A 20,817-nucleotide genomic window follows, 5' to 3' on the forward strand; every position below is an offset into this window, starting at 1 on the left:
TTTGAGGTGGGCAACTCGTAAAACTGCAACCACACAGGCTGATGCAACCAGCGTACTAAAGCGTAGTGAATGAAAGGATCTTATGAAAAGAGAATTTTTAAAGAATTTAGGATTAACAGATGAACAAGTTAATCAAATCATGACTGAAAACGGTAATGACATTGAAAAATACCGCAAGGAAGTCGAATCAAAAACAAAAGAGCTAGAAACATTGAACACAAAATATGAATCAGCTCAAAACTCTTTGAATGATGCGAATAAGCAAATCAAATCGTACAAGGACATGGATATTGAAGGTATCAAAAATTCCGCTGCTGAATGGGAAAAGAAATATAAAGATGAAACTGCAGAATTGAACAACAAATTGACTCAACAAGAAAGAGACTTTGCTACTAACTCATACTTTGCAGGAATGAACTTTACTTCTGAAAGTGCCAAACGTGGAATCATTTCTCAATTCAAGGAACAAAACTTTGAATTGAAAGACGGCAAATTCATTGGAGCGGATGAATATATCAATGGTTTAAAAGAATCGGATGCAGGAGCATTCGTTGTTGAAAAAACTAAAGATGAACCTTCATTACCAACATTTACAAAAGGTACTGCTTCTAAAGGAGCACCAGGTGGAGAAAACAATGCAAATGCATTCGGTTTCCATTTTGCAGGTGTTAGAGCAATGCCAAAAGAATAACAGATCAGGAGGAAATTAAATATGGCAGCAGTAAACTATGCACATGCATATCAACAAGCGTTAGAACAAGCTTGGCCTTATGCGCTTTATTTCGGAGATTTATTCAATACTCCAAATAACCAAAAATATAGATGGGTCAATGCAAGAACAATTGAAATCCCAACATTAGAAACTACAGGACGTGTAGATTCAACAAGAGATACAATTGCCAATGCAACTAGAAACTACAATAACGCATGGACACCATTAACTTTAACTAATGAAAGAAAATGGTCTACTTTGGTACACCCAAAAGATATTGATCAAACAAATATGGTTGCTTCAATCGGTAATATTACTGAAACATTCAACCAAGAACAAAAATTCCCTGAAATGGACGTATATTGTGTTTCTAAAATCTATGCTGAATATCAAGAATTAGGTCAAACACCTATTACTGATGAAATCACAGCAGCAAATATCTTAGAATATTTTGATAAAATGATGATCAACATGGCTGAAGCACGTGTTCCATCTACAGGAAGAATCTTATATATCACACCAGTTTACAATGCAATGTTAAAACAAGCTGAAAAATTAGCTAGAACTGTAATCATTGGTGATGCTGAAAATAAATTAAACAGAACTATCGCTAACTTAGACTTGGTTAAAATCGTTGAAGTTCCATCAGAATTAATGAAAACTGTATATGACTTCACACAAGGGTATAAACCTGCAGTTTCTGCAAAACAAATCAAAATGTTCATGGTGCATCCATTAGCAGTCATTACACCAATCAACTATGAATTTGCTAAATTGGATGAACCATCTGCAATGTCTGAAGGAAAATGGGTCTACTATGAAGAATCACATGAAGATGTATTTGTTTTAAAGAAAAAAGTAAATTCAATTCAATTTGCAGTTGAAAAATAATAAAGAGGAGGATGATCTATGTCACAAGTAAGAAAAGGAAATAGAATCCTTACAATCGAGCCACATAGAGTTGATGACTATGTTGCTCGTGGTTATGATCATATTGATGAAGAATCTGGTGAAGTCATTAAAAAAGGTGACCCAGTTTCTTTAGCGGATTTTAAAAGAGAATATTCATCTTTAAAAGCACAAATTAAAGAAAAAGATGCAAGAATCGTTGAATTAGAAGCACAAAACGCTGATTTAACAACAAAAGTTGAAGAATTAGAAGCAAATGCTAAAACTCCAGCAAAAGCATCTAAAGCTAAGAAAGATACAGCAGAAGAATAGTATGAAGGTTTCGTATGAATATTACGTAGATACATTCAAAGGAAAAATATGTCAACCTGAATTTGAGGACCTTGTTGAACCTGTAATTGATTTAGTCAAGGGTTACGCTGAACAATTCATTGCACCATGGGCATTAGAGAAAAATATCGATTATTACTGTTTGGAGCTTAAACGAGCTGTATGCTATCAAATCGATTATCTTCAAGCAAATGGTGGTTTGAATGCCTTAAATGGTACAAGCGATTTAGATTTACAAAGTGTATCGAAAGACGGATTTAATTATAGCTATGGCGATAGGGGCAACAAATTCAATGGTGTTCCTTTTTCATCCGTTTCAGCTTATATGATTAAAAGTGAATTGAGAAGAAAAGGTCTTATGTGCAGAGTGGCCAAACGATATGATTAGCTCTCCTCGTATTTTAAGACCTTTTACTGTTACTTTGATTCATAAAGTTGACGAAGATACTTTTATTCCATACGTTCTTGAAAACGTTGGATTTGATGAAAACTATGGCATTACACAATCAAACAAGGGGATTTCTGATGCGGACAGTGTTCTTTTAACGATTGATTTGAGTGATTGTGGTGAGCTTACATTTGTTGATCAGCATGATTACAAGTCAAAAAAGAATACTTTTACGATTGGAAATGAAGATTATTTTGTCTTGGATGTAGTAAAAGAAACAGACTACGATGAATTGAAAAAGACAACAAATGTCTATTCAATCAATAAATATGCCTGTTATCGCCCGCCAGGAACGAAAGAAATCCAGTTTATTGAGGTGTATGCTTCTTGAAGATTTCTATTGATGTTGACTTTTCTCGAGTAAGGAAGGATTTAGAAGTGACTAAGGAGAAAGCCTATCATACTCTTAAGAATGCTGTAATAAGAGATACTGATCCTTACGTTCCTTTTTCTAATCTGGAGAATCACACCCACTTGAGAGAAACGCCTGATATTGGAGATAATGCCAAAGAGAAAAAACAAGTCATTTACGATACTGATTATGCGCAACGTGTGTATAAAGGTACAGGGATGAACTTTGACAAGTCACGGCATCCAAAAGCAACGGCCAAATGGTTTGAAAAATCAAAGAAAGCAAACATCAAGAAATGGATTAAAAGTGTAGAGGACGTGTTTAGAAATGGAAAATAAATCATATAAAAAACTGACATATGAAGAATACAACAGGGTATTGGATTGTATCTATGACTTTTGCAAGAAGTTGGATATTCAAAATGTACAAAAAAATATGTGGAAATTAGATTTCTTTACTTCAAACAAAGATGACCAAATCATGGTTCAAAGAATATCTAATCGTGCTGAAAAAATAAATGAAAACATTATAGGAGGCTATACTGCTGTATTGCCTTTTTATATTAACTTTCAATCAGGTGCTAAAACTGAAAAGAGTGTCAAGAAAATTACGGATGTTCTAGATGATTTAGCAAACCGATTTGAAATGGAAACAATGAATAAATTTGAAAACATTGTTTTTCCTGATGATATAGTTCCACAGAAATTAGAAATGATTGCCAATCCTGGTGTTGAAACCTATGACAATGGCATTGCTAATTTTTCAGCACTGTATCAATTAACTTACTACAAGAAAGGAGCTTTTGAATAATGGCACAAACATTAAGAAATACTGTAGTAAACCGTCATGAAAACCTACACTACGTCAAATTCGATGGTGTATCAAAACCTGTATTGGCTGGTACTGGTTTAACTGATTGGACTCAAGCTGTGGATCCTTCAACTGATGACGGACAATATATCAATGAAAAGACTTCTCATTCAAATATGATGGCATACACACCATCGGTTTCTTATTCAGGAGAATTGATTCCTAATAATGAATTTGTAAGACATATCTATGAAGTCGGTAAAAAAGAAGTCATTGGTTCCATGTTTGATGAATATGAAATTGAAACATGGGCATCTGTTGAAGGTTCAACTGGATGTTTTGCAGCACATCACAGACAATATGAAATTCAACCATCTAATCCTGGTTCTGGAGAAGGTGGAGGGAAAATTGCATTGGAAGGAACTTTTGCTCAAAAAGGTGCTTCCGAACATGGCCAATACAATGTGGCTACTGGTGAATTTACTGCAGGTGAATATGACTACACAACTGGTAAATTTACAGCTGCTTCACCTCAATCAGGTGCGTCATCTACACCAGCAGGCAAATAGAAATCAAATAGGAAAGGGATTATTACTATGTTAGAAATCAAGATTCAAGAGAATTTATTCGATGTAAAAATTAAAGATCGTATTTTCAGTATCGATGCTGACAATATCGATAATCATTTGCTGATTGACAAGTTCATCAAAAAATACAGAGGCAATCGTACAATTGACGATACCTTTATTGAAGACTGTCAATTCGTCATTGATGAATTATTAGGAAAAGGCTCATATGATTATCTTTTTGATAAGGATGATTTAAAACCTTACTACGTAATCCTAGCTCTTGCAGAAGAAATTCAAGCCAAGTTTGATGAACACGCTACGACTGAACGTCAAAAAGAAAAGCAAGACAGAATCAAAAATGAGCTTGACAGTTTAAACTCACTTACAAGGGAATTTGGAAACCTTCAAAAGCAAATGGATTACACAAAAAACAAATACGGGTTAAAAGATTATGTTAATTCTAGACAAAAGAGATCTTCAAAAAACAATAAGAATAGAAAATCAAGAAATAGAAATAAGAACTGATTTTAGAACATGGATTCAATTCTCTTGTATCGTTTCTGACAAGTATATTGATAAAAATTATAAAATCCCTATGCTGTTTGATTTGGTGATTCCAAACTATGAATTGTACATGGAAAATGTTGATTCATTGGAATTGTTGAAAAGAATTCTTGATTTTTACAAGTGTAATAAACCGGATAAACCTGAGAAGAAACCTAATAAAAAAGTTGGGTTTCTTTTTGATTATGATATGGACCTCATCTTTGCTGCGTTCATGCAGCAGTATGGCATAAATCTATTGAGAACCAATATGCACTGGTGGGAATTCAAAGCATTACTTAATGGATTGAATGACGACACCAAGTTCGTTCAGGTCGTTGGATATAGAACTGCGGATCTATCAAAAATCAAAGACAAGAAGGAACGCGCGAGAATGAAAGAACTTCAAGATTATTATGCTATTCAAGAACAGGGAGACCCATTCCAAAGAACTCAGGAAGAAATCGAAGCGGAATTGTTTGAATCGTTAGGAATTCCAAAAGAATAAATTAAAGGCGGGTGGTATGATGGCAGATGGTAAAGTTGTAATTGATTTAGAAATCAATGATAAAAACGTTGATAAGAAACTCAATACAGCTGATAAAAAAGTAGATAAATTTGCTAAAGATGTATCACAAAAAGAAGCTAAACCTAACGTTGATGCTGATACTAAGAAACTAGAAAAGAAGCTTGATGAAGCATCAAACGAGGTTGAAAGTTTTTCAAAAGAAGCTACTGACAATGCAAAAGTTGAAGGTAGTGCAAAAATGGACACTTCCAATTTTGAAAAGAGTGCCCAGACAGTAAAATCAGAAGCATCTGCGGTTGAAAAAGCTATAGATGTTGATGGTAAAGTTGATGTCGAAGATAAAGCATCATCTAAAATAGACAATGTAAAGAAAAAGATAGATGATTTCTTAAACAAAAAAAACAAGCCAAAACCTATTGAGCCTCCTGACTCTGATGATTTTGAGAAAAAGCTTCAAGAAATGGAAGATAAAATCAAATCATTCGGTGCAAAGATTGCAGGATATCTAGCAATAGGAGAAGCAATTAAACAAGGAACTGAAATTGGAAAAGAAGTCTATGAAGATTTTGAAGATTCAGTTGCACGTGTCAAAGGCGCTCTAGGAGAAACAGATGACCAAGCGAGACAGACTGCACAGGTCATCAAGGATGTTTATGAGGCTGGACTTGGTGAAAGTATGGACCGAGTGGCCGAAGCCGTTGTAAGAATCAAGCGAAATCTTGGTGAAATGGATGACGGAACTCTAAACGCTATTACACAACAAGCAATCATTCTTGAAGATACATTTGATGTAGATATGAATGAAACATTGCGTGGTGTCAAAGGATTGATGAAAAACTTTGGGTTAACTGCACAAGAAGCAATGGACTATATTGTCGCAGGAACTCAAGAAGGGTTGGACTGGACTGATGAACTAGGAGATAACATTTCAGAGTATTCAGGAAAGTTCTCTCAAGCGGGATATTCAGCAAGTGAATATTTCCAATTATTGAAAAATGGCTCCGATAGTGGAGCGTATAATCTCGATAAGGTAAATGATGCCATCAATGAAGTAACTACTCGTTTAGCTGATGGAACTATTGAGGGTGCTCTAGGTTCATTTTCAAGCGAAACACAAAAGACATTCAAAGCATGGCAGGATGGAAAAGCCACTCAAAAGGATGTTATCGACAGTATCGTAAGTGACATTACTAAATGTGATGATCAACAAAAAGCATTGACAATGTCAGCTACTGCTTTCGGTACAATGGGAGAAGATGCTAATCTTACATTTGCTAAAGCGTTGAATAGTGTTGGAACTACTTTTGATGATGTTTCAGGAAAAGGACAACAGTTTGCTGATGAAACAACGACTCCAATGCAAGAATTGGAATCAAAAGTTAGAAAGGTCAAAGATCAGTTACAGCCTTTAGGTGATTTGTTCTATGATGTAGCAGGAGTTGCACTTGATAACTTTACACCATTATCAGCTGTTATTCTTACTGTAGCAACAGCACTTGCTACTTACAAAGGAATAGTTCTTCTCACCGAAGGAGTAACCAAGGGATTAGCATTAGCGCAGAAACTATTAAATGGCGAAATGATGTTGAATCCAATCGGCCTAATTGTAGCAGCTATTGCTGCCTTGGTAGCTGGATTCATTTATTTATGGAATACAAGCGATGATTTCAGGTCGTTCTGGATAAATCTATGGAATTCTATAACATCAACATGCGGGCCTGTGATAGATACAATCGTCTCATTCTTTACTGAATCGATACCAGGTGCAATTGACACGCTTGTAGAGACTTTCAGCAATATCGGTCAAACGATTGTTGAATTTTTTTCTGGGCTTGGAGAATCAATTGCATCATTTTTTACTGAAACGATACCGCAAGCATTTGACAGTTTCATTGAAATATTAACAGGATTTATTAGCTCAGCAATCGAATTTTTCAATCAGTTGCCATACAACATTGGCTATGCGATTGGTTCGATAATTGGTTTTATCGTTAGCTTAGGAATTAAATTCGTTGAATTTTTAACGGTTGATGTTCCAAATTTCGTAACAGGTTTTATTTCTTGGATTTCTCAATTACCTGGCCAAATATGGACGTATATAACTGATATCATAGGAAAAGTAGCTGAGTTTGCTTTGAATTTGATTTCCAAAGGATATGAAGCAGGCTCAAACTTTGTATCAAGCATCATCAGTTTTGTTACAGGATTACCTGGGCAAATTTGGAGCGTATTGTCAAATGCTATTGGAAAGGTTGCTGAATTCGCTGTCAAGATGGGTTCAAAAGGGATTGAAGCAGCCAAATCACTATGGAATGGTATTGTTGATACTCTTGTTGGATTGCCTGGTAAAATGGCAAATATTGGTAAAAATATCGTGGAAGGTATCTGGAACGGTATCAAAAATGCAAAAGACTGGTTGCTTGGAAAAATTGGAGATTTTGCAAAAGGTGTTATAGACGGCTTCAAAGGTGCACTTGGAATTAATTCGCCATCAAGAGTCATGAGAGATGCCATTGGTAAATTCTTACCACCAGGTATTGCTGTGGGGTTTGAAGTGGCCATGCCAAAAGCTCAAAAATCCATGAACAAAGAACTTGAAAAAATGACAAGTGACTTGAATGGTATCATGAACTTCAATTTGGATGATATCGAACTGAAAACAAATCTTGATATCGCAAGACAAACAGCATTTGAAAGCAATGTCACAAATGAATTAAAAATTGATTATGATAAGATGGGAAATTCAACTGCTAAAGCAATTAAAAACAGTGGAATGTCTTTCAAAGTAGACAAGCGTGAATTTGCCAGAATTATTTAGAAAGGAGCATTTATGAAAGTATATTATGTCAATTCAAACAATGAGCAAATAGATTTGTTAAGTGCTCCTTATCATATTGTAGAAACTGACTTTTTTAACTTTGAGTGGTCATATGAAACTGAAAATAGAAGGGTCACACGCTTTTATCGTGATGTCGAAACGAAAAAGGTTAGTGTAGATATCTTTAGCCAAAATCAAAAAGACTTCTACAGTGCTCTAAATAGACTCGTTGAGATATTTGATGTAGATAACGTAAGCAATGTCAAAGGGAAACTCTTCTATAATGACTACTATTTAGAGTGCAATATCTTTAAAAACCAAAAAGACATGAAGTCATATATTCTTCCATACGCAAAGGTAGATTTAACTCTGGTAACTGATTCAACTAAATGGATCAAGGAAGATACCTACCATTTTTACAGCAGTGGTAAAGGAAGAAAAACTGGAACAAAGAAGTATTCCTATAAATATCCTTATGTCTATGGTGCGAGCGAAGGACAAATGACAGTCAGAAACATTGGAGTCGTTGAAAATGATATTTTATTAAGAATATATGGTCCAGCACAAGACCCAGCCATTAAAATAGGAGACAACCTTTATCAAATCAATACGACTCTTGAAGCAAATGAAAGACTTGAAATCGATACAATGAAAAAGAAAGCTGTAAAAATCACAGTACACGGTGATGAAATCAATGTTTTCAATGACAGGAACAAAGACAACAGATTGTATATTCCCATCCCACCTGGTACAAATATCGTTGTTTGGAACAACTCCTTTTCATTTGATATTGTGATTTATGATGCAAGAAGCGAGCCAAAATGGGAGAGTGATGAATGATGATGGAGTTCATCTACACGGATCCTAACGGAATCGAACAAGGACCATTGTTAAACTGTAGCCTAGACTTGGAAATTGGAACATATGACAAAGCCAAGAACGACTTTGAAATAACCGTTTCAACGGACAGCTGGGACCGCAAATTGACATATGACAGCAAGTTTTATTGTGTCGGTACCGAATTTGGTGGGATAGTAAAAAGTATCGAAATAGATACTGAAGCTGAAGAAGTAAAAATAGGTGGCATATGCCCAAGAAAATTGCTAGCAAATGATATTATTCAACCTAAAAAAAGAACTGATGAATACTATGAATTCATAGGTGAAGCAAATGAATGCATTCGAGAATATATCAATTCATCAACTGATTTTTTCAATTATATTGAAAATAAATCTAAATCAGTAAGTTTAAAAAAGAAACTGGCTGATTTTTTTGTTGTTTCACAAGAAGATAGTGGAATAACCATTAATTATCAGGCACGTTATTACAACACGTTGCAGGCATTTGAAACAATGCTAAATGATGCAAATGCCAAACTTAAACTTATTTGGAATAAAGATGGACATATTGAACTTTCAGTTGAGCCTATTATTAATTATTCCGAAAAACTCCAATTCGACAATGATTACAATCTGCAGATTATCGCTAAAAAAGATATAAATCAATGTAATCATTGCATTGGATTAGGCAAAGGCGATTTGCAAGAAAGGCAGGTTGTTCATGTCTTTAAAATCAATGATCAATACTTAGAACTGAGTGAAATTGATGATGACTCTATGATTCCAAGTGAACTGAATACAATGACATATGACTATTCAAATGTTGAAAGCATTCAAGAATTAATAGATGGAACCAAAACAAAATTAAAAGAAGCACAGACTGATAACTCTTTAGAAATTACATTTGATAATTTATCTCCTGAAATTGGTGATATCGTAGGAGCAAAAGAATACATAACAGGTATTTCTATGCAAAAGCCTATTGTACAAAAAATCGTTAAATGTACGTTTGAAAAAGACTACACAGACTGTGACATTGATTACAAGGTAGGTGATTAGATGGCAAGTTCAAGTGATGCAGTTGAGGCAATTACATTGACAGGAAAAGAAGTATCTGCAAGTATCGATGCATATTTGTTTGATGCTCTATATTCAGTTGATGGTATTTTTACAAAAGGCAATCAAATGGAAGCTTCTATTGTCAGCAATAATAAAGTAAGGATTGCTGATGGATTGCTTATAAACCAAGGACATTTTCTTAGAATCAAACCAGGAATGTATTGCGATGTGCCAATTGAAAATGGTACTCAAAACATGAAACGTTGCGATTGTATCGTTGCTCAATTTAAAATTGATGAAAGCGGAGAATCACACGATATTGTTGTCATCCAAGGTACACCTGGAGAACAAGAAACAGTTCCGTCATTAACAAAAGATGATCTTGAAAACGGTGGTGCTTTACGTCAAATTGAATTGTTCAGAGTTCATTTGAATGGAATCAATATTTCAGGTGTCGACAGGATTGCTAGGACAGTCAATTCATTTAGTGATGCAATCTTTTACAAGGGTTAACATATGAGAATTATTGAAATCTATCTGAATGAAAATCAATCACATTCATGTACTAGAAATATCTTCTATGCTGGAAGAAAGTATGATAGCAACAATACAGCTGTCAAATTCACCAACAAAAATCTATTCATTGATGGCTGGAACTTCTACTTGAAAGTAGATATGGACGATGAAGTAACTGAAATACCATTACTTCAAAATCTATTTATCATTGGAGAAAATCTTACTCAAACAGCAGGGGTATTAACCTGTACATTGATTGGCAGAAACAGTGATGATAATTCTACTAAGACATTTGAACCGTTTAGATTGAAAATCGAAGATGTCGAATATGATCAGGATGATAAGGAACAACAACCAATGGATCCAAACATGAAGTTGCTGTATGAACAATTAATTAATTTAAAACAAGAATTACAACAAAAAGAACTTGCGACTCTTCCTGCAGGTGGTAATAAAGACCAAGTATTGCAAAAAGCAAGCAATATCGATTATGACTTTGCATGGAAAGATATGCAGGGAACAGCCACTGAAATGTCTGATGATGAATTAGACAATATGTGGGAAGAAGTATTTGAATAAAAAAATAAATAGAAAGAGAGATATATATTATGAGTTTTGTAACTGATTCAATTCTAAAAACAGCCCTAGGAAAAATTAAAGCATGGGGCGAAGGAAAATTTGTAGCGCAAGAATCTGGAAAAGGTTTATCTACAAATGATTATACAAATGCTGATAAAACAAAATTAAACGGTGTTGCTACTGGTGCTCAAGCAAACAAAATTGAAACTGTAAAAGTAAATGGTACAGCTTTAACTCCTGATTCATCGAAAGCTGTAAATGTTGATCTAACAGCTTATGCTAAATCAGCTGATGTAACAAAAGAAATCGCATCTGCAGTATCAGGAGTAACTCAAATCGATTACTCAGTTGTCGAATCATTACCTTCAACTGGTAAAAAAGGTATTATCTATTTAGTTGCTAATAGTGATTCTGGTAATAATATCTATGATGAATACATCTATATCAATTCTAAATTTGAAAAATTAGGTTCAAGAGAAATGGATCTAAGCTCTTATGCTAAAAAGACTGATATTCCAACAAAAGTATCATCATTAACAAATGATTCAGGATATCAAACTGCAACACAAGTAACTTCAGCTATCAATGCTAAATTAGTAGTAATGACTGATACTGAATTAAATACAATGTGGACTGAAGTATTTGGAGCATAATCAACTAGGAGGTCTTATATATGAAAGATTTCTTTAAAAGAGTTTTGTTTTCAAATGTAAGTGAGCACGCATCTTCAACAACTGTTTCAGCTAATAGCACTAAGTTTCTAACAAGTGATATTTTAAAAACTTTTATGACAAAGTTAAAAGATACGTTTGTTTTGAAGTCACAATTAACATCATTGCAAAAGCGAGTTGGACAGCTTGAAAAGACAGTCAGTGAATTAGAAACTGATTTAAAGGATGCAGTATATTACAAAGAGTAGATTTATTTCTGCTCTTTTTTAGTTATTAAAAATATAAATAAAGATTGGTGGTGACAATAACTATGCCAAAACTTATTGATAAAGATGAAAATGAATTGCTTAATTTACAAATGTCCGCTGACGAACATTGGACTGGAAAGTACTGGATTGATGGCAAGAAAATCTATGAAAAAATTATTACATGGGCCGGACTTAGAATTGGTGTGAGCACTATAGATCACTCAATCAGTAATTTAAACGAGTTTATTGATTATGAAGTCACATGTTCCAATGGAGAAGATTTCTATAGATTTCCTGTTGTTTATTATTCTGGTGGTAATACAGGAACATTTTATGTGACGTATTTCATTTTGAATGTAAACAATATTCGTTTTGCGAACAATTATAGTTGGGCAAATTATAAATTTAAAGCAACTATTCGTTACACAAAAAAATAAAACTATCTGGAAAGGGTGATTGAATTGAAAGTTAAAAAATATGATTTTAATCAATGGGTAAAAGCCGCAGGGGTTAGAGCGGTCAAAACGGTAGCTCAAACTGCTGTAGCATTAATTGGAACATCTACTGTCATGAATGAAGTCAATTGGGCGATGATCGTTAGTGCAAGTTGTCTATCTGGTGTTGTTTCTATTCTAACAAGCGTTGCAGGACTTCCAGAGTTGGAAGAAATTGTAGATGAAAGTTAGGAGTGAAATCATATGACAGAAGCAGTTACAGTTGCTTTGATTTCTGGTCTATGTGTAGCTGTGCCTAGTGTAATCACTACAATGTTTTCAAACAATAAAGCTAATACATTAATGAATTATCGCATTGATGAGCTGACAAAAAAAGTTGAAAAGCACAATAACGTAGTTGAACGTATGGCGCTTCAAGAGCGTGAAACTAAAGCAATATGGAAAAGAATTGATGAAATCAAAGGGGAATTAGAGAAAGAGAGTGAATAGCTCTCTTTTTATTTTAAAAAAGGAGGTATTAACATATATGGGATATGTTATGAAACAAAATTTAGCGCGTAAAGAAAATTATGGTAGTGAACGTAGCACAGCTGATATTAAATATTTAGTCATTCACTATACTTCAAATGATGGTGATAGCGATGAATCAAATGGAAAATACTTTGCTAGGGAAGTTGTTAAAGCATCTGCTCATTATTTCGTAGATGACAATAGTGTTACTCAATCTGTACCGGACAATTATGCTGCTTATGCAGTTGGTGGTAAATGTCAATCAGCTCACCATCCATATTATGGCACAATTAAAAATGCTAACTCAATCTCTATCGAAATGTGTGATAACCATAAAGATGGTACTGTTCATATTTGCGATGAAACTCTTGCTAATACTTATGCGTTAGCACGTGCATTGATGAAAAAATACAATATTGATATTGATCACGTTGTACGTCATTACGATGTCAATGGTAAATTATGCCCAAACTGTAATGGTTTACTAAATGATAACGTATGGCAAACATTCAAGAATAACATTGTTAACTCTACAACTGGAGCACTAGGCACAGGCACTGTAGTTCCATCTGCTGCTAAAAATGATAACTTAGACAGTTTGATTGCAAGAGGTCAACAACATTCAATCAACTTTACAGGTCATTCAATTGCAACTGATGGTGCATATGGTCCTAAGACTCAAGCAAATATTGCTAGATGCTTCCAAGTTGCAATCAACAAAGATTATGGAGCTAAATTAAAGGTTGATGGTGCTTTTGGTAAAAACAGTAAATCGGCTTTAGGTAAACACTATGTCAAACGTAAAGAAACTCAATACATGGTTACAGCAGTAGAAATTGCGTTAATGTGTAGAGGATATGATCCATCTGGTGTTGAATGTCCAGGTAAATTTGGTAGTGGATTAGAAGCTGCAGTAAAACAATTCCAATCAGATAGAGGATTGAAAGTTGATGGAATTGCAGGAAGAAACACTATTTTGAAATTAATGGGTGTTTAGAATGAAAAGATTAAAGATTATCATCATTATATTACTTTTATTGAATATTTGTTTACTTGCCAAAAATACTCAATATCGTTCTCAAATCATAGAAAAAGATAATCAAATTGAGAAATTAAAACAAGAAAATTTGAAATATCAATATCAAATTGAAAAAATGAATGAACAATGGGGAGTGTACAGTAAATAATTAAGTAGTATAATTAAAGTTGTAAAAATTTAATTGTATTATAACTGATCCATACTTTAGTTAAATTATTCGACGTCAAGAAACAATTGAATATTTACATTAAAAAGACCTACTCATTAATTTGGGTAGGTTCTTTTATTTATTCAGCATTATTATCAAAGTAAATTTCTTGATTTTGATAATAGTAATCAACTAATTGATCTACATAATAATCAAAATCTTCTTTATTTTGATGTCTAACTTCATTTTCTAAATTATTAATATATTCATGAACTTCATTATCATAGTCGCCTTCCATAGGAAGTTGTTCCAAATAATATCTACATTCATTTTTTTCTTCATACGCTTTTTCTAAATCTAAAATAATTTCTTGTTTAATTTCTTCTTTTGTCATTTTTATTTCCTCTGCTTTCTTAATTGTACTATACATTGCATTTCTAAAAACATCTGATTGTTTAATCCCAAGTTTTTTGCAAGCTTCTTTGAATTCATCTACAAATTCAGTTTTGTACGATGCTTTTACTTGCTTCATGTTTTCTTTTTGCCATTCTCTCATGTATTTTGCTTGATCAAATTTTTTATTTTTCATAATTATTCCTTTCCTAATAAATAAAAGCCTAAAATCATTAATATCATTCCTAAAAACCAATAAGTTTTAAACAGTGTAAGGATAATACCTAAAAACAGAATTATTATTTTTATTTCTTTTTTCATATTATTTGATATAATTTAGATGAAGAAAGAGAGAAGAAGATTATTTCTTCTTTCTCTTCTTTGAACTCTTTTTGCTGACATATTTTGAACCGATGTAACCAACAATTAGAGTTGCTATGGGTTGGGCGAAGTTATTAAAGATTTCGCTCAATTTTTTTAAATCATCTAAATTCATATCCTTACCTCCTCTCTTTACAAGATTATCATAGCATAATAGTACCATTATGTAAAGGGTAGGAGGCATTTTTATGCATTTTTTAATTTCTCTATCCTTATTGTGTATAGGGATAATAATTACAAAAAAGCGATCAAATTTATTTTTGGCATATTTTTGACACATTTCTAACTTGCTATCTACTGGATAGCTACTGTATGTCTACTGGCGTTTTGGATTTTTTTATTAAAAATTGGCTAAAACTGTGACTGATACTCTACTGGATAGCTACTGTATAGCTATCGACATTTCAAAAGAAAAGGCATGGAAAGTCTTACTTGGACACAATAAAGATTTTCATTTATTTTTTTTGGATGAATATCTTTACCAAATTTATCAATCATATTGGAATAGACACTTGGCGTAAATTCAAGTTCAATAACTTCGATTTTCCCTTCGCCATACATATAAGTCATATTATTGAGCTTCTTTTCAAATGAGTTTAATTGATAATCATCAAACTTTACATCACTATCTTTAACGATCTCAACATTTTTTACATAGTCTAAACGATATTGAATGCATGTATTTGGATCTTTTGCACCTTGACATAAAAGATAATATTCATTGTTAGAAAAGACAGTATCGATAGGAGCTAATTCGGTTAATTTATGTTTTTCATTAAATGTTAAAGAAGGTTTTTGATATTCAAAGCGAATTTTTTTCTTTTCTTTGATAGCTTTGGTAATGACTTCTAATTCTTGGTAGAAAACTTGTTCATTTTCATTTTTAACAACATGCAGATTTAGTCTTTTTTGAAAATAAGCTTGGTTATGAATACTAAATAGATCTTGCATTCTTTTTTTATAGTTTTCTTTTGTTTTTAAAGTAAAGAAATGAGAACTATAAACAAGATCAATAATCGCTTTGGCTTCCATTAAGTCTAGATTTGGATTTTCATAATAAAAGTAATTATTTCTTCCTTCTTTATAAGTTTTAATGATTGTATCTTCATAATAATTATTATAGTTTTCTACAAATTTTTTAACGATTCTAAAGTCTATTTTAAAATCATAGCCTTTATCATAAATCAAATCTTGAATTTGATTAATCGTGATTGGATTTTTTTCATCACTATTTTTAATAATTAAATCAATCACAGATATATATTTAATATATGAATCATGATCTTTATTTCTATTCATTTAAATCACCTCGTATCAATATCATAAACGAAAACATTCGCTAATACCTGCTTATATAAGACGGTATTAGTCTTTTTATCATTATATAATAGATTCAAAGAAAAGGGGGGTTTGCATGTTAAAAAGAATCATAAATAAAATTAAATATCATTTGATTAAAGAAATTGTTTTAGTAGATAGTGAAAATATTGGTTATCAAATACCAGAAGAAATACCAAAGCATACATTAGTTTATCTTTTTATCAGTGATCCATTTATTGATGAGAAGATAAAGAACTATAAAAATAATAAACATATAAAACTTATCAATATTTCAAATATCAGAAAAGAATGTGTAACAAAAAATATTATGGATTTTTGTATTGTTGCAGAACTTACAAATTTACTTTCTTATGTTTCAAAGAAAACAAGAATTGTCATTTGTTCAAAAGATAGAGGTTATGATGCAAGTATCTTATATTTAAAAGAAAAATATCCAAAACGATTAGTTTCAAGACATCCAGGATCATTTTGTTATTATTATAATGAAGGAAATGAGGATTACCTTTCTATTATGTCAAAGACAAATGATTCTTTAAGAAAGAAAATATCAAGTTATACATGTATGGATTCTTTGAAAAATGCTTTAAGTAAAAATGAAAAGAAATTATTTGTTGTAGAAGAATATATTAATACAATTGGTATGGTTAAAACATTTATTGAATTTGATATTTATCAAATGAGTTATGAACTTTATTATTCTGGAACACATGTTGGCTCTTTTGAAAATAAAGAGGATGTTTTCTATGAATATCACCAATGTATTGCAAAAATTCATCATATTTATGATAAATATGAATCTCATGAAAGATTTCTAAAATCAAGACATCTTCATATTAGACATTATATTGAAGAAGCATCAATACAAAATCTACCATTAGAAGAATGTTTAATTAATCATTTAGGAAAGGAACAAGGACATTCTGTTTATAAAGAATATGTCAGTTAGGTAAAGAATATTATGGAAAGAACAATAAGAGTAACAGGTAAAGGAAAACTAGCGGTCAAACCAGATTTAATAGAGTTAATTTTATCAATAAAAGATATAAAAAAAGAATACGATGAGCTACTAAAAAGATCGTCAAGTGCGACAAATGAAGTAAAAGAATTACTTGAAAAAATTGGCTTTGAACGAAAAAATATCAAAACAAAAAGTTTTGATATCAATATAGAATATGATAGTTATAGAGATAAAAATGATAAATGGGTTGAAGAATTTAAAGGGTATAGTTTTATTCATAAGATGAAAATAGAATTTGAAGCAAATAATAAAATGCTAGGCCGTGTTTTATATACATTATCTAAAAGTACGTCTTATCCATCATTTTCTATATCATATACAGTATCAAATCCAGAAAAATATAAAAATAAATTATTAGAAAACGCCATTAATAATTCTAAGGAAAAAGCAATTGTTCTAGCAAATGCTTCAGGTGTTAAATTAGGAAATATTCTATCAATAGATTATTCATGGAGTGAACTTAGAATATCGTCATCACCATTTGAAAACAAGAAATGGTTCTTTGAAGAAGATAATGATGAATCTGATTATGTAATAGATGTAGAAATAGATGATATAGATGTTACAGACACAGTAACAGTTATTTGGAATATAGAATAAAGAGGTGATAGGTTATATGGACAATATTTAAATTATTTTTTTACATCATTGTTTTGCCATTAAGAGCAATTTGGTGTTTGTTGATGTCATTGTGTGGAATGTATAAGAAATAAAATGCAAAGATTTAATCTAGCAATATGAGACAATTACTTAATAAAGAAAATGCATTTAAAAATTTCTTTTAATAAGGTATGATGTATTTAATAATAGTTAAAGCGGTGATAAAGATGAATACAACAAAATACATGATCATTATAAAAGGTGAAATAAAAACAAGAGATGTCAAATTTTTGGAACAAGATGATGCAAGTCACAAAATGAATGTTACGTTTAATAATAGAAAAACATATTCTTATACTTTGGATAGTGTTGAATTTCTAGAGAATCCTAAGTTTCTTGATCCAAGGAAATATCATTTAAGTAAGGATGGAAAAAATTTTTTTAGTGTAGAAGCAATTTATGAATTTGTAGGAAAAGATGCAACTTATATTCATGTTTGTTTCAAAAATAATGTGGAAAGAGATTATTATAAAAGTCAATTAGATATTCAAGAATCCTACTTAAATAAAAAAGATGCAGCAAATGTATTTGATTATATTAAAGAAATATCAAAATTAAGTAATTTAAAAAATGAAAGTAATGGGGAACAATTGTTACCTAAAAAGTTTAAAAAAATTTCATTTCTTAGAAGTGATGTTGCACTTACCAAATATCTTAATCCAAAATCATTAAAAAAAAGTATTGATGGAGAATACATGCCTATTTTCCCATTTGGCTGTAATAATAGTCAATATGTTGCAGTTAAGCGGGCTATGGAAAATCAAATAAGCGTGATACAAGGTCCACCTGGCACTGGAAAAACGCAAACAATTTTAAATATTATTGCTAATATATTAATTCAAGGAAAAACTGTTCAAGTTGTTTCTAACAATAATTCCGCAACTGAAAATGTTTTTGAAAAACTCTCATCGTCAAAATATAATTTGGGATTTATTGTCGCAACGTTAGGGAAAAGTGATAATAAAACAAATTTTATTAGTAATCAAAAAACAAATTACCCAGATTTTACGTCATGGAAAAGTGATGATATTCAAGATGGTTTTATGCAACAGGTTCAAGAAAAATCAAAGAAATTAAAAACAGTATTTGATAAACAAGAAAGATTGGCACAATTAAATCAAGAACTGAATCGTCTTAAAATAGAACGAAAGTATTTTAATGAATATTTAAATGAAACAAATGTAACTGTGGATTATACAAAATATAAAAGAAGTATGAAGTCGAATAAATGGATGAAGTTATGGCAAGAATGTCAAAGTATTTCAGAAGTAAAAAAGGATATTAATTTCTTTTTAAAACTTAAATTCTTTTTTAAATATGGTTTATACAATTTTAGTATTTATTCATTAGAAATATCTCAAATTATAACAACTTTCCAAGCTTTTTATTATGAAACAAGAGAAAATGAAATCTTAAAAGAATTGGATGACATTACAGCATATTTAAATAATACAAGTAATCATTTATTAGATAATTTAACAAATGATTCGATGAAATTCTTAAAAAATTATCTGGCAAACAAGTACGAAAAAAATACTTACAGGCAGTTATTTACATCAGAAGATTTCTTGAAAAATCCTTATGATATATTAAATGAATATCCGGTAATATTAAGTACAACATTTTCCTCAAGAGATAGTTTGAATGATAATGTCGTTTATGATTATGTAATTATGGATGAATCTTCACAAGTTGATATTGCTACTGGAGCACTTGCTATGTCCTGTGCTAAAAATATGGTCATTGTTGGGGATACAAATCAATTACCAAATGTTGTAGATAAACATACTGAAATACGAGCAGATGTGATATTTAATCAATACAATTTAAGCAAAGGATATCGATTTACAAACAGTTTTTTACAATCTGTTTTAGAAGTTATGCCAAATGTGACACAAACGATGTTAAGAGAACACTATCGTTGCCATCCTAAAATAATTGAGTTCTGTAATCAAAAGTTTTATCGAGGCAATTTGATTATTATGACAGAAGATCATGGCGAAAAAGATGTTTTAAAAGTAATTAAAACAGTAAAAGGAAATCATTCTCGAAATCATTTTAGTCAAAGACAAATTGATATTATAAAAAATGAAATCATACCAAATGATATTACAAATAAGAAAGAAACGGGTATCATTTCACCTTATAATAACCAAGTTCAGTCTTTGAAAGAACAAATAGATGGCATTGAACAAGCAACAGTACATAAATTTCAAGGAAAAGAAAAGGATACTATTATTATTTCTACTGTCGAAGATGAAATAACTGATTTTGTTGATGATCCGTATTTGCTCAATGTTGCTGTTTCAAGAGCAAAGAAAAAATTGATATTGGTTGTTACTGGAAATGAACAAAATAAAGAAAGAAATATAATGGATTTAATAGATTACATTCAATATAATAATTTTGAAGTTGTAGAGAGTAATGTTTATTCTATTTTTGATTATTTATATAAACAATACACAAAAGAAAGAAAGTTATTTTTGAACAAAAATAATAGAAAATTAGAATATGATTCAGAAAACCTAATGTATACTTTGTTAGAAGAAATATTAAAAAATGATGATTATAAAATGTTAGATTTTGTGTGCCATTTTCCTGTCAATATGCTTATAAAAAATCCTTATTTATTAAATGATGATGAGTGCTTATATGCTATGAATCCAGCAACGCATGTTGATTTTCTTGTTTATAATAGGGTAAGCAAAAGAGCAATTCTCGCCATTGAAGTAGATGGCTATGCTTTTCATCAGAAGGAAACAGCACAAGCAAAGAGAGATTTGCTAAAAAATCATATTTTTGAACTTTATTATATTCCTTTATTAAGATTTACTACAACAGGTAGTGGGGAAAGAGAAAAAATTATTAATATGCTAAATAAAATCTTAAATATAGGTGATTTAAAATAACAAGGTGTACTTTTTATTTTAAAAAAAGTGA

General features: G+C 31.4%; 28 protein-coding genes. 25 read left to right on the forward strand and 3 right to left on the reverse strand.

Annotation, left to right across the window (positions count from 1 at the left end; translation table 11 throughout):
• Nucleotides 1-82 precede the first annotated feature (82 nt).
• The 22 genes from Fi14EGH31_RS07275 to Fi14EGH31_RS07380 all read left to right on the forward strand — a co-directional run bounded on the left by Fi14EGH31_RS07275 (nt 83) and on the right by Fi14EGH31_RS07380 (nt 14,084).
• Nucleotides 83-691, forward strand: a complete 609-nt coding sequence (locus Fi14EGH31_RS07275; protein ID WP_117782134.1) for a phage scaffolding protein — start codon at nt 83-85, stop codon at nt 689-691.
• A gap of 21 nt (nt 692-712) precedes the next feature.
• The gene (locus Fi14EGH31_RS07280) at nt 713-1,603 is read left to right on the forward strand and encodes a capsid protein (protein ID WP_118721779.1); all 891 of its coding nucleotides are present in this window, start codon (nt 713-715) and stop codon (nt 1,601-1,603) included.
• A gap of 18 nt (nt 1,604-1,621) precedes the next feature.
• Nucleotides 1,622-1,933, forward strand: a complete 312-nt coding sequence (locus Fi14EGH31_RS07285; protein ID WP_117574526.1) for a hypothetical protein — start codon at nt 1,622-1,624, stop codon at nt 1,931-1,933.
• Nucleotide 1,934: 1 nt separating this feature from the next.
• On the forward strand, nt 1,935-2,339 hold the full coding sequence (locus Fi14EGH31_RS07290; RefSeq protein WP_117574527.1) for a hypothetical protein: 405 nt from the start codon (nt 1,935-1,937) through the stop codon (nt 2,337-2,339).
• Nucleotides 2,332-2,730 carry a hypothetical protein gene (locus Fi14EGH31_RS07295; protein ID WP_117782136.1) on the forward strand — a complete coding sequence of 133 codons (399 nt, stop codon included), beginning with the start codon at nt 2,332-2,334 and terminating at the stop codon, nt 2,728-2,730. Before Fi14EGH31_RS07290 ends, Fi14EGH31_RS07295 begins: the two co-directional genes overlap by 8 nt.
• Entirely contained in the window at nt 2,727-3,089 is a 363-nt protein-coding gene (locus Fi14EGH31_RS07300) for a minor capsid protein (RefSeq protein ID WP_117782137.1), read from the forward strand. The genes Fi14EGH31_RS07295 and Fi14EGH31_RS07300 overlap by 4 nt, the downstream gene beginning before the upstream one ends.
• Nucleotides 3,079-3,561, forward strand: coding sequence for a hypothetical protein (locus tag Fi14EGH31_RS07305; protein ID WP_200765314.1), 483 nt, complete (start codon nt 3,079-3,081; stop codon nt 3,559-3,561). The genes Fi14EGH31_RS07300 and Fi14EGH31_RS07305 overlap by 11 nt, the downstream gene beginning before the upstream one ends.
• Complete coding sequence (locus tag Fi14EGH31_RS07310; RefSeq protein WP_118721777.1) at nt 3,561-4,130, forward strand: hypothetical protein; 570 nt, start codon at nt 3,561-3,563, stop codon at nt 4,128-4,130. The genes Fi14EGH31_RS07305 and Fi14EGH31_RS07310 overlap by 1 nt, the downstream gene beginning before the upstream one ends.
• Before the next feature lie 27 nt (nt 4,131-4,157).
• Nucleotides 4,158-4,655 (forward strand): hypothetical protein, encoded by a 498-nt coding sequence (locus Fi14EGH31_RS07315; protein ID WP_118721776.1) that lies wholly within the window; start codon nt 4,158-4,160, stop codon nt 4,653-4,655.
• Nucleotides 4,582-5,181, forward strand: a complete 600-nt coding sequence (locus Fi14EGH31_RS07320) for a Gp15 family bacteriophage protein (RefSeq protein WP_118721775.1) — start codon at nt 4,582-4,584, stop codon at nt 5,179-5,181. The genes Fi14EGH31_RS07315 and Fi14EGH31_RS07320 overlap by 74 nt, the downstream gene beginning before the upstream one ends.
• Nucleotides 5,182-5,200: 19 nt before the next feature.
• Nucleotides 5,201-8,020, forward strand: coding sequence for a phage tail tape measure protein (locus tag Fi14EGH31_RS07325; RefSeq protein WP_200765315.1), 2,820 nt, complete (start codon nt 5,201-5,203; stop codon nt 8,018-8,020).
• Nucleotides 8,021-8,032: 12 nt separating this feature from the next.
• Nucleotides 8,033-8,860: a phage tail family protein gene (locus Fi14EGH31_RS07330; protein WP_200765316.1), complete on the forward strand. Its 828-nt coding sequence runs from the start codon at nt 8,033-8,035 to the stop codon at nt 8,858-8,860.
• A gap of 143 nt (nt 8,861-9,003) precedes the next feature.
• The gene (locus tag Fi14EGH31_RS07335; RefSeq protein WP_158548234.1) at nt 9,004-9,918 is read left to right on the forward strand and encodes a Gp37-like protein; all 915 of its coding nucleotides are present in this window, start codon (nt 9,004-9,006) and stop codon (nt 9,916-9,918) included.
• On the forward strand, nt 9,919-10,431 hold the full coding sequence (locus Fi14EGH31_RS07340) for a hypothetical protein (protein ID WP_117574537.1): 513 nt from the start codon (nt 9,919-9,921) through the stop codon (nt 10,429-10,431).
• Nucleotides 10,432-10,434: 3 nt separating this feature from the next.
• Nucleotides 10,435-11,013 carry a hypothetical protein gene (locus tag Fi14EGH31_RS07345; protein WP_117574538.1) on the forward strand — a complete coding sequence of 193 codons (579 nt, stop codon included), beginning with the start codon at nt 10,435-10,437 and terminating at the stop codon, nt 11,011-11,013.
• Nucleotides 11,014-11,042: 29 nt separating this feature from the next.
• A complete protein-coding gene (locus Fi14EGH31_RS07350) occupies nt 11,043-11,666 on the forward strand; it encodes a hypothetical protein (RefSeq protein WP_118721771.1) in 624 nt (207 codons plus the stop codon).
• A gap of 20 nt (nt 11,667-11,686) precedes the next feature.
• Nucleotides 11,687-11,932 (forward strand): hypothetical protein, encoded by a 246-nt coding sequence (locus Fi14EGH31_RS07355; protein WP_117870760.1) that lies wholly within the window; start codon nt 11,687-11,689, stop codon nt 11,930-11,932.
• Nucleotides 11,933-11,994: 62 nt separating this feature from the next.
• A complete protein-coding gene (locus Fi14EGH31_RS07360; protein ID WP_200765317.1) occupies nt 11,995-12,369 on the forward strand; it encodes a hypothetical protein in 375 nt (124 codons plus the stop codon).
• Between the two features lie 24 nt (nt 12,370-12,393).
• Complete coding sequence (locus tag Fi14EGH31_RS07365) at nt 12,394-12,618, forward strand: holin (protein ID WP_118721769.1); 225 nt, start codon at nt 12,394-12,396, stop codon at nt 12,616-12,618.
• 12 nt (nt 12,619-12,630) lie between these two features.
• Nucleotides 12,631-12,876 carry a hypothetical protein gene (locus Fi14EGH31_RS07370; RefSeq protein ID WP_118721768.1) on the forward strand — a complete coding sequence of 82 codons (246 nt, stop codon included), beginning with the start codon at nt 12,631-12,633 and terminating at the stop codon, nt 12,874-12,876.
• Nucleotides 12,877-12,913: 37 nt separating this feature from the next.
• Nucleotides 12,914-13,894: a peptidoglycan recognition protein family protein gene (locus Fi14EGH31_RS07375; protein ID WP_199676925.1), complete on the forward strand. Its 981-nt coding sequence runs from the start codon at nt 12,914-12,916 to the stop codon at nt 13,892-13,894.
• 1 nt (nt 13,895) lies between these two features.
• A complete protein-coding gene (locus Fi14EGH31_RS07380; RefSeq protein ID WP_117574547.1) occupies nt 13,896-14,084 on the forward strand; it encodes a hypothetical protein in 189 nt (62 codons plus the stop codon).
• A gap of 139 nt (nt 14,085-14,223) precedes the next feature.
• On the opposite strand, the gene Fi14EGH31_RS07385 is transcribed toward Fi14EGH31_RS07380, so the two are convergent.
• From Fi14EGH31_RS07385 to Fi14EGH31_RS07390, 3 genes are all read right to left on the reverse strand, one after another.
• Nucleotides 14,224-14,673 carry a hypothetical protein gene (locus Fi14EGH31_RS07385; protein ID WP_199676924.1) on the reverse strand — a complete coding sequence of 150 codons (450 nt, stop codon included), beginning with the start codon at nt 14,671-14,673 and terminating at the stop codon, nt 14,224-14,226.
• A gap of 165 nt (nt 14,674-14,838) precedes the next feature.
• On the reverse strand, nt 14,839-14,973 hold the full coding sequence (locus Fi14EGH31_RS15590; protein WP_256185001.1) for a hypothetical protein: 135 nt from the start codon (nt 14,971-14,973) through the stop codon (nt 14,839-14,841).
• Nucleotides 14,974-15,251: 278 nt separating this feature from the next.
• Complete coding sequence (locus tag Fi14EGH31_RS07390) at nt 15,252-16,157, reverse strand: WYL domain-containing protein (RefSeq protein WP_200765318.1); 906 nt, start codon at nt 16,155-16,157, stop codon at nt 15,252-15,254.
• Between the two features lie 115 nt (nt 16,158-16,272).
• On the opposite strand from Fi14EGH31_RS07390, the gene Fi14EGH31_RS07395 reads away from it, so the two are divergent.
• The 3 genes from Fi14EGH31_RS07395 to Fi14EGH31_RS07405 all read left to right on the forward strand — a co-directional run bounded on the left by Fi14EGH31_RS07395 (nt 16,273) and on the right by Fi14EGH31_RS07405 (nt 20,786).
• The gene (locus tag Fi14EGH31_RS07395) at nt 16,273-17,145 is read left to right on the forward strand and encodes a hypothetical protein (protein WP_200765319.1); all 873 of its coding nucleotides are present in this window, start codon (nt 16,273-16,275) and stop codon (nt 17,143-17,145) included.
• A gap of 12 nt (nt 17,146-17,157) precedes the next feature.
• On the forward strand, nt 17,158-17,817 hold the full coding sequence (locus tag Fi14EGH31_RS07400) for an SIMPL domain-containing protein (RefSeq protein WP_200765320.1): 660 nt from the start codon (nt 17,158-17,160) through the stop codon (nt 17,815-17,817).
• Nucleotides 17,818-18,044: 227 nt separating this feature from the next.
• Nucleotides 18,045-20,786 carry an AAA domain-containing protein gene (locus Fi14EGH31_RS07405; protein WP_200765321.1) on the forward strand — a complete coding sequence of 914 codons (2,742 nt, stop codon included), beginning with the start codon at nt 18,045-18,047 and terminating at the stop codon, nt 20,784-20,786.
• The last annotated feature ends 31 nt before the right edge of the window (nt 20,787-20,817 follow it).

Source organism: Faecalibacillus intestinalis (genome assembly GCF_015097455.1).
GTDB classification, from domain to species: Bacteria; Bacillota_I; Bacilli_A; order Erysipelotrichales; family Coprobacillaceae; genus Faecalibacillus; species Faecalibacillus intestinalis.

Coding starts and splice junctions, on each gene's coding strand:
- Fi14EGH31_RS07275 (WP_117782134.1), top strand. CDS start 83: ATGAAAAGAGAATTTTTAAAGAATTTAGGATTAACAGATGAACAAGTT.
- Fi14EGH31_RS07280 (WP_118721779.1), top strand. CDS start 713: ATGGCAGCAGTAAACTATGCACATGCATATCAACAAGCGTTAGAACAA.
- Fi14EGH31_RS07285 (WP_117574526.1), top strand. CDS start 1,622: ATGTCACAAGTAAGAAAAGGAAATAGAATCCTTACAATCGAGCCACAT.
- Fi14EGH31_RS07290 (WP_117574527.1), top strand. CDS start 1,935: ATGAAGGTTTCGTATGAATATTACGTAGATACATTCAAAGGAAAAATA.
- Fi14EGH31_RS07295 (WP_117782136.1), top strand. CDS start 2,332: ATGATTAGCTCTCCTCGTATTTTAAGACCTTTTACTGTTACTTTGATT.
- Fi14EGH31_RS07305 (WP_200765314.1), top strand. CDS start 3,079: ATGGAAAATAAATCATATAAAAAACTGACATATGAAGAATACAACAGG.
- Fi14EGH31_RS07310 (WP_118721777.1), top strand. CDS start 3,561: ATGGCACAAACATTAAGAAATACTGTAGTAAACCGTCATGAAAACCTA.
- Fi14EGH31_RS07315 (WP_118721776.1), top strand. CDS start 4,158: ATGTTAGAAATCAAGATTCAAGAGAATTTATTCGATGTAAAAATTAAA.
- Fi14EGH31_RS07320 (WP_118721775.1), top strand. CDS start 4,582: ATGTTAATTCTAGACAAAAGAGATCTTCAAAAAACAATAAGAATAGAA.
- Fi14EGH31_RS07325 (WP_200765315.1), top strand. CDS start 5,201: ATGGCAGATGGTAAAGTTGTAATTGATTTAGAAATCAATGATAAAAAC.
- Fi14EGH31_RS07330 (WP_200765316.1), top strand. CDS start 8,033: ATGAAAGTATATTATGTCAATTCAAACAATGAGCAAATAGATTTGTTA.
- Fi14EGH31_RS07340 (WP_117574537.1), top strand. CDS start 9,919: ATGGCAAGTTCAAGTGATGCAGTTGAGGCAATTACATTGACAGGAAAA.
- Fi14EGH31_RS07345 (WP_117574538.1), top strand. CDS start 10,435: ATGAGAATTATTGAAATCTATCTGAATGAAAATCAATCACATTCATGT.
- Fi14EGH31_RS07350 (WP_118721771.1), top strand. CDS start 11,043: ATGAGTTTTGTAACTGATTCAATTCTAAAAACAGCCCTAGGAAAAATT.
- Fi14EGH31_RS07355 (WP_117870760.1), top strand. CDS start 11,687: ATGAAAGATTTCTTTAAAAGAGTTTTGTTTTCAAATGTAAGTGAGCAC.
- Fi14EGH31_RS07360 (WP_200765317.1), top strand. CDS start 11,995: ATGCCAAAACTTATTGATAAAGATGAAAATGAATTGCTTAATTTACAA.
- Fi14EGH31_RS07370 (WP_118721768.1), top strand. CDS start 12,631: ATGACAGAAGCAGTTACAGTTGCTTTGATTTCTGGTCTATGTGTAGCT.
- Fi14EGH31_RS07375 (WP_199676925.1), top strand. CDS start 12,914: ATGGGATATGTTATGAAACAAAATTTAGCGCGTAAAGAAAATTATGGT.
- Fi14EGH31_RS07380 (WP_117574547.1), top strand. CDS start 13,896: ATGAAAAGATTAAAGATTATCATCATTATATTACTTTTATTGAATATT.
- Fi14EGH31_RS07385 (WP_199676924.1), bottom strand. CDS start 14,673: ATGAAAAATAAAAAATTTGATCAAGCAAAATACATGAGAGAATGGCAA.
- Fi14EGH31_RS15590 (WP_256185001.1), bottom strand. CDS start 14,973: ATGAATTTAGATGATTTAAAAAAATTGAGCGAAATCTTTAATAACTTC.
- Fi14EGH31_RS07390 (WP_200765318.1), bottom strand. CDS start 16,157: ATGAATAGAAATAAAGATCATGATTCATATATTAAATATATATCTGTG.
- Fi14EGH31_RS07395 (WP_200765319.1), top strand. CDS start 16,273: ATGTTAAAAAGAATCATAAATAAAATTAAATATCATTTGATTAAAGAA.
- Fi14EGH31_RS07400 (WP_200765320.1), top strand. CDS start 17,158: ATGGAAAGAACAATAAGAGTAACAGGTAAAGGAAAACTAGCGGTCAAA.
- Fi14EGH31_RS07405 (WP_200765321.1), top strand. CDS start 18,045: ATGAATACAACAAAATACATGATCATTATAAAAGGTGAAATAAAAACA.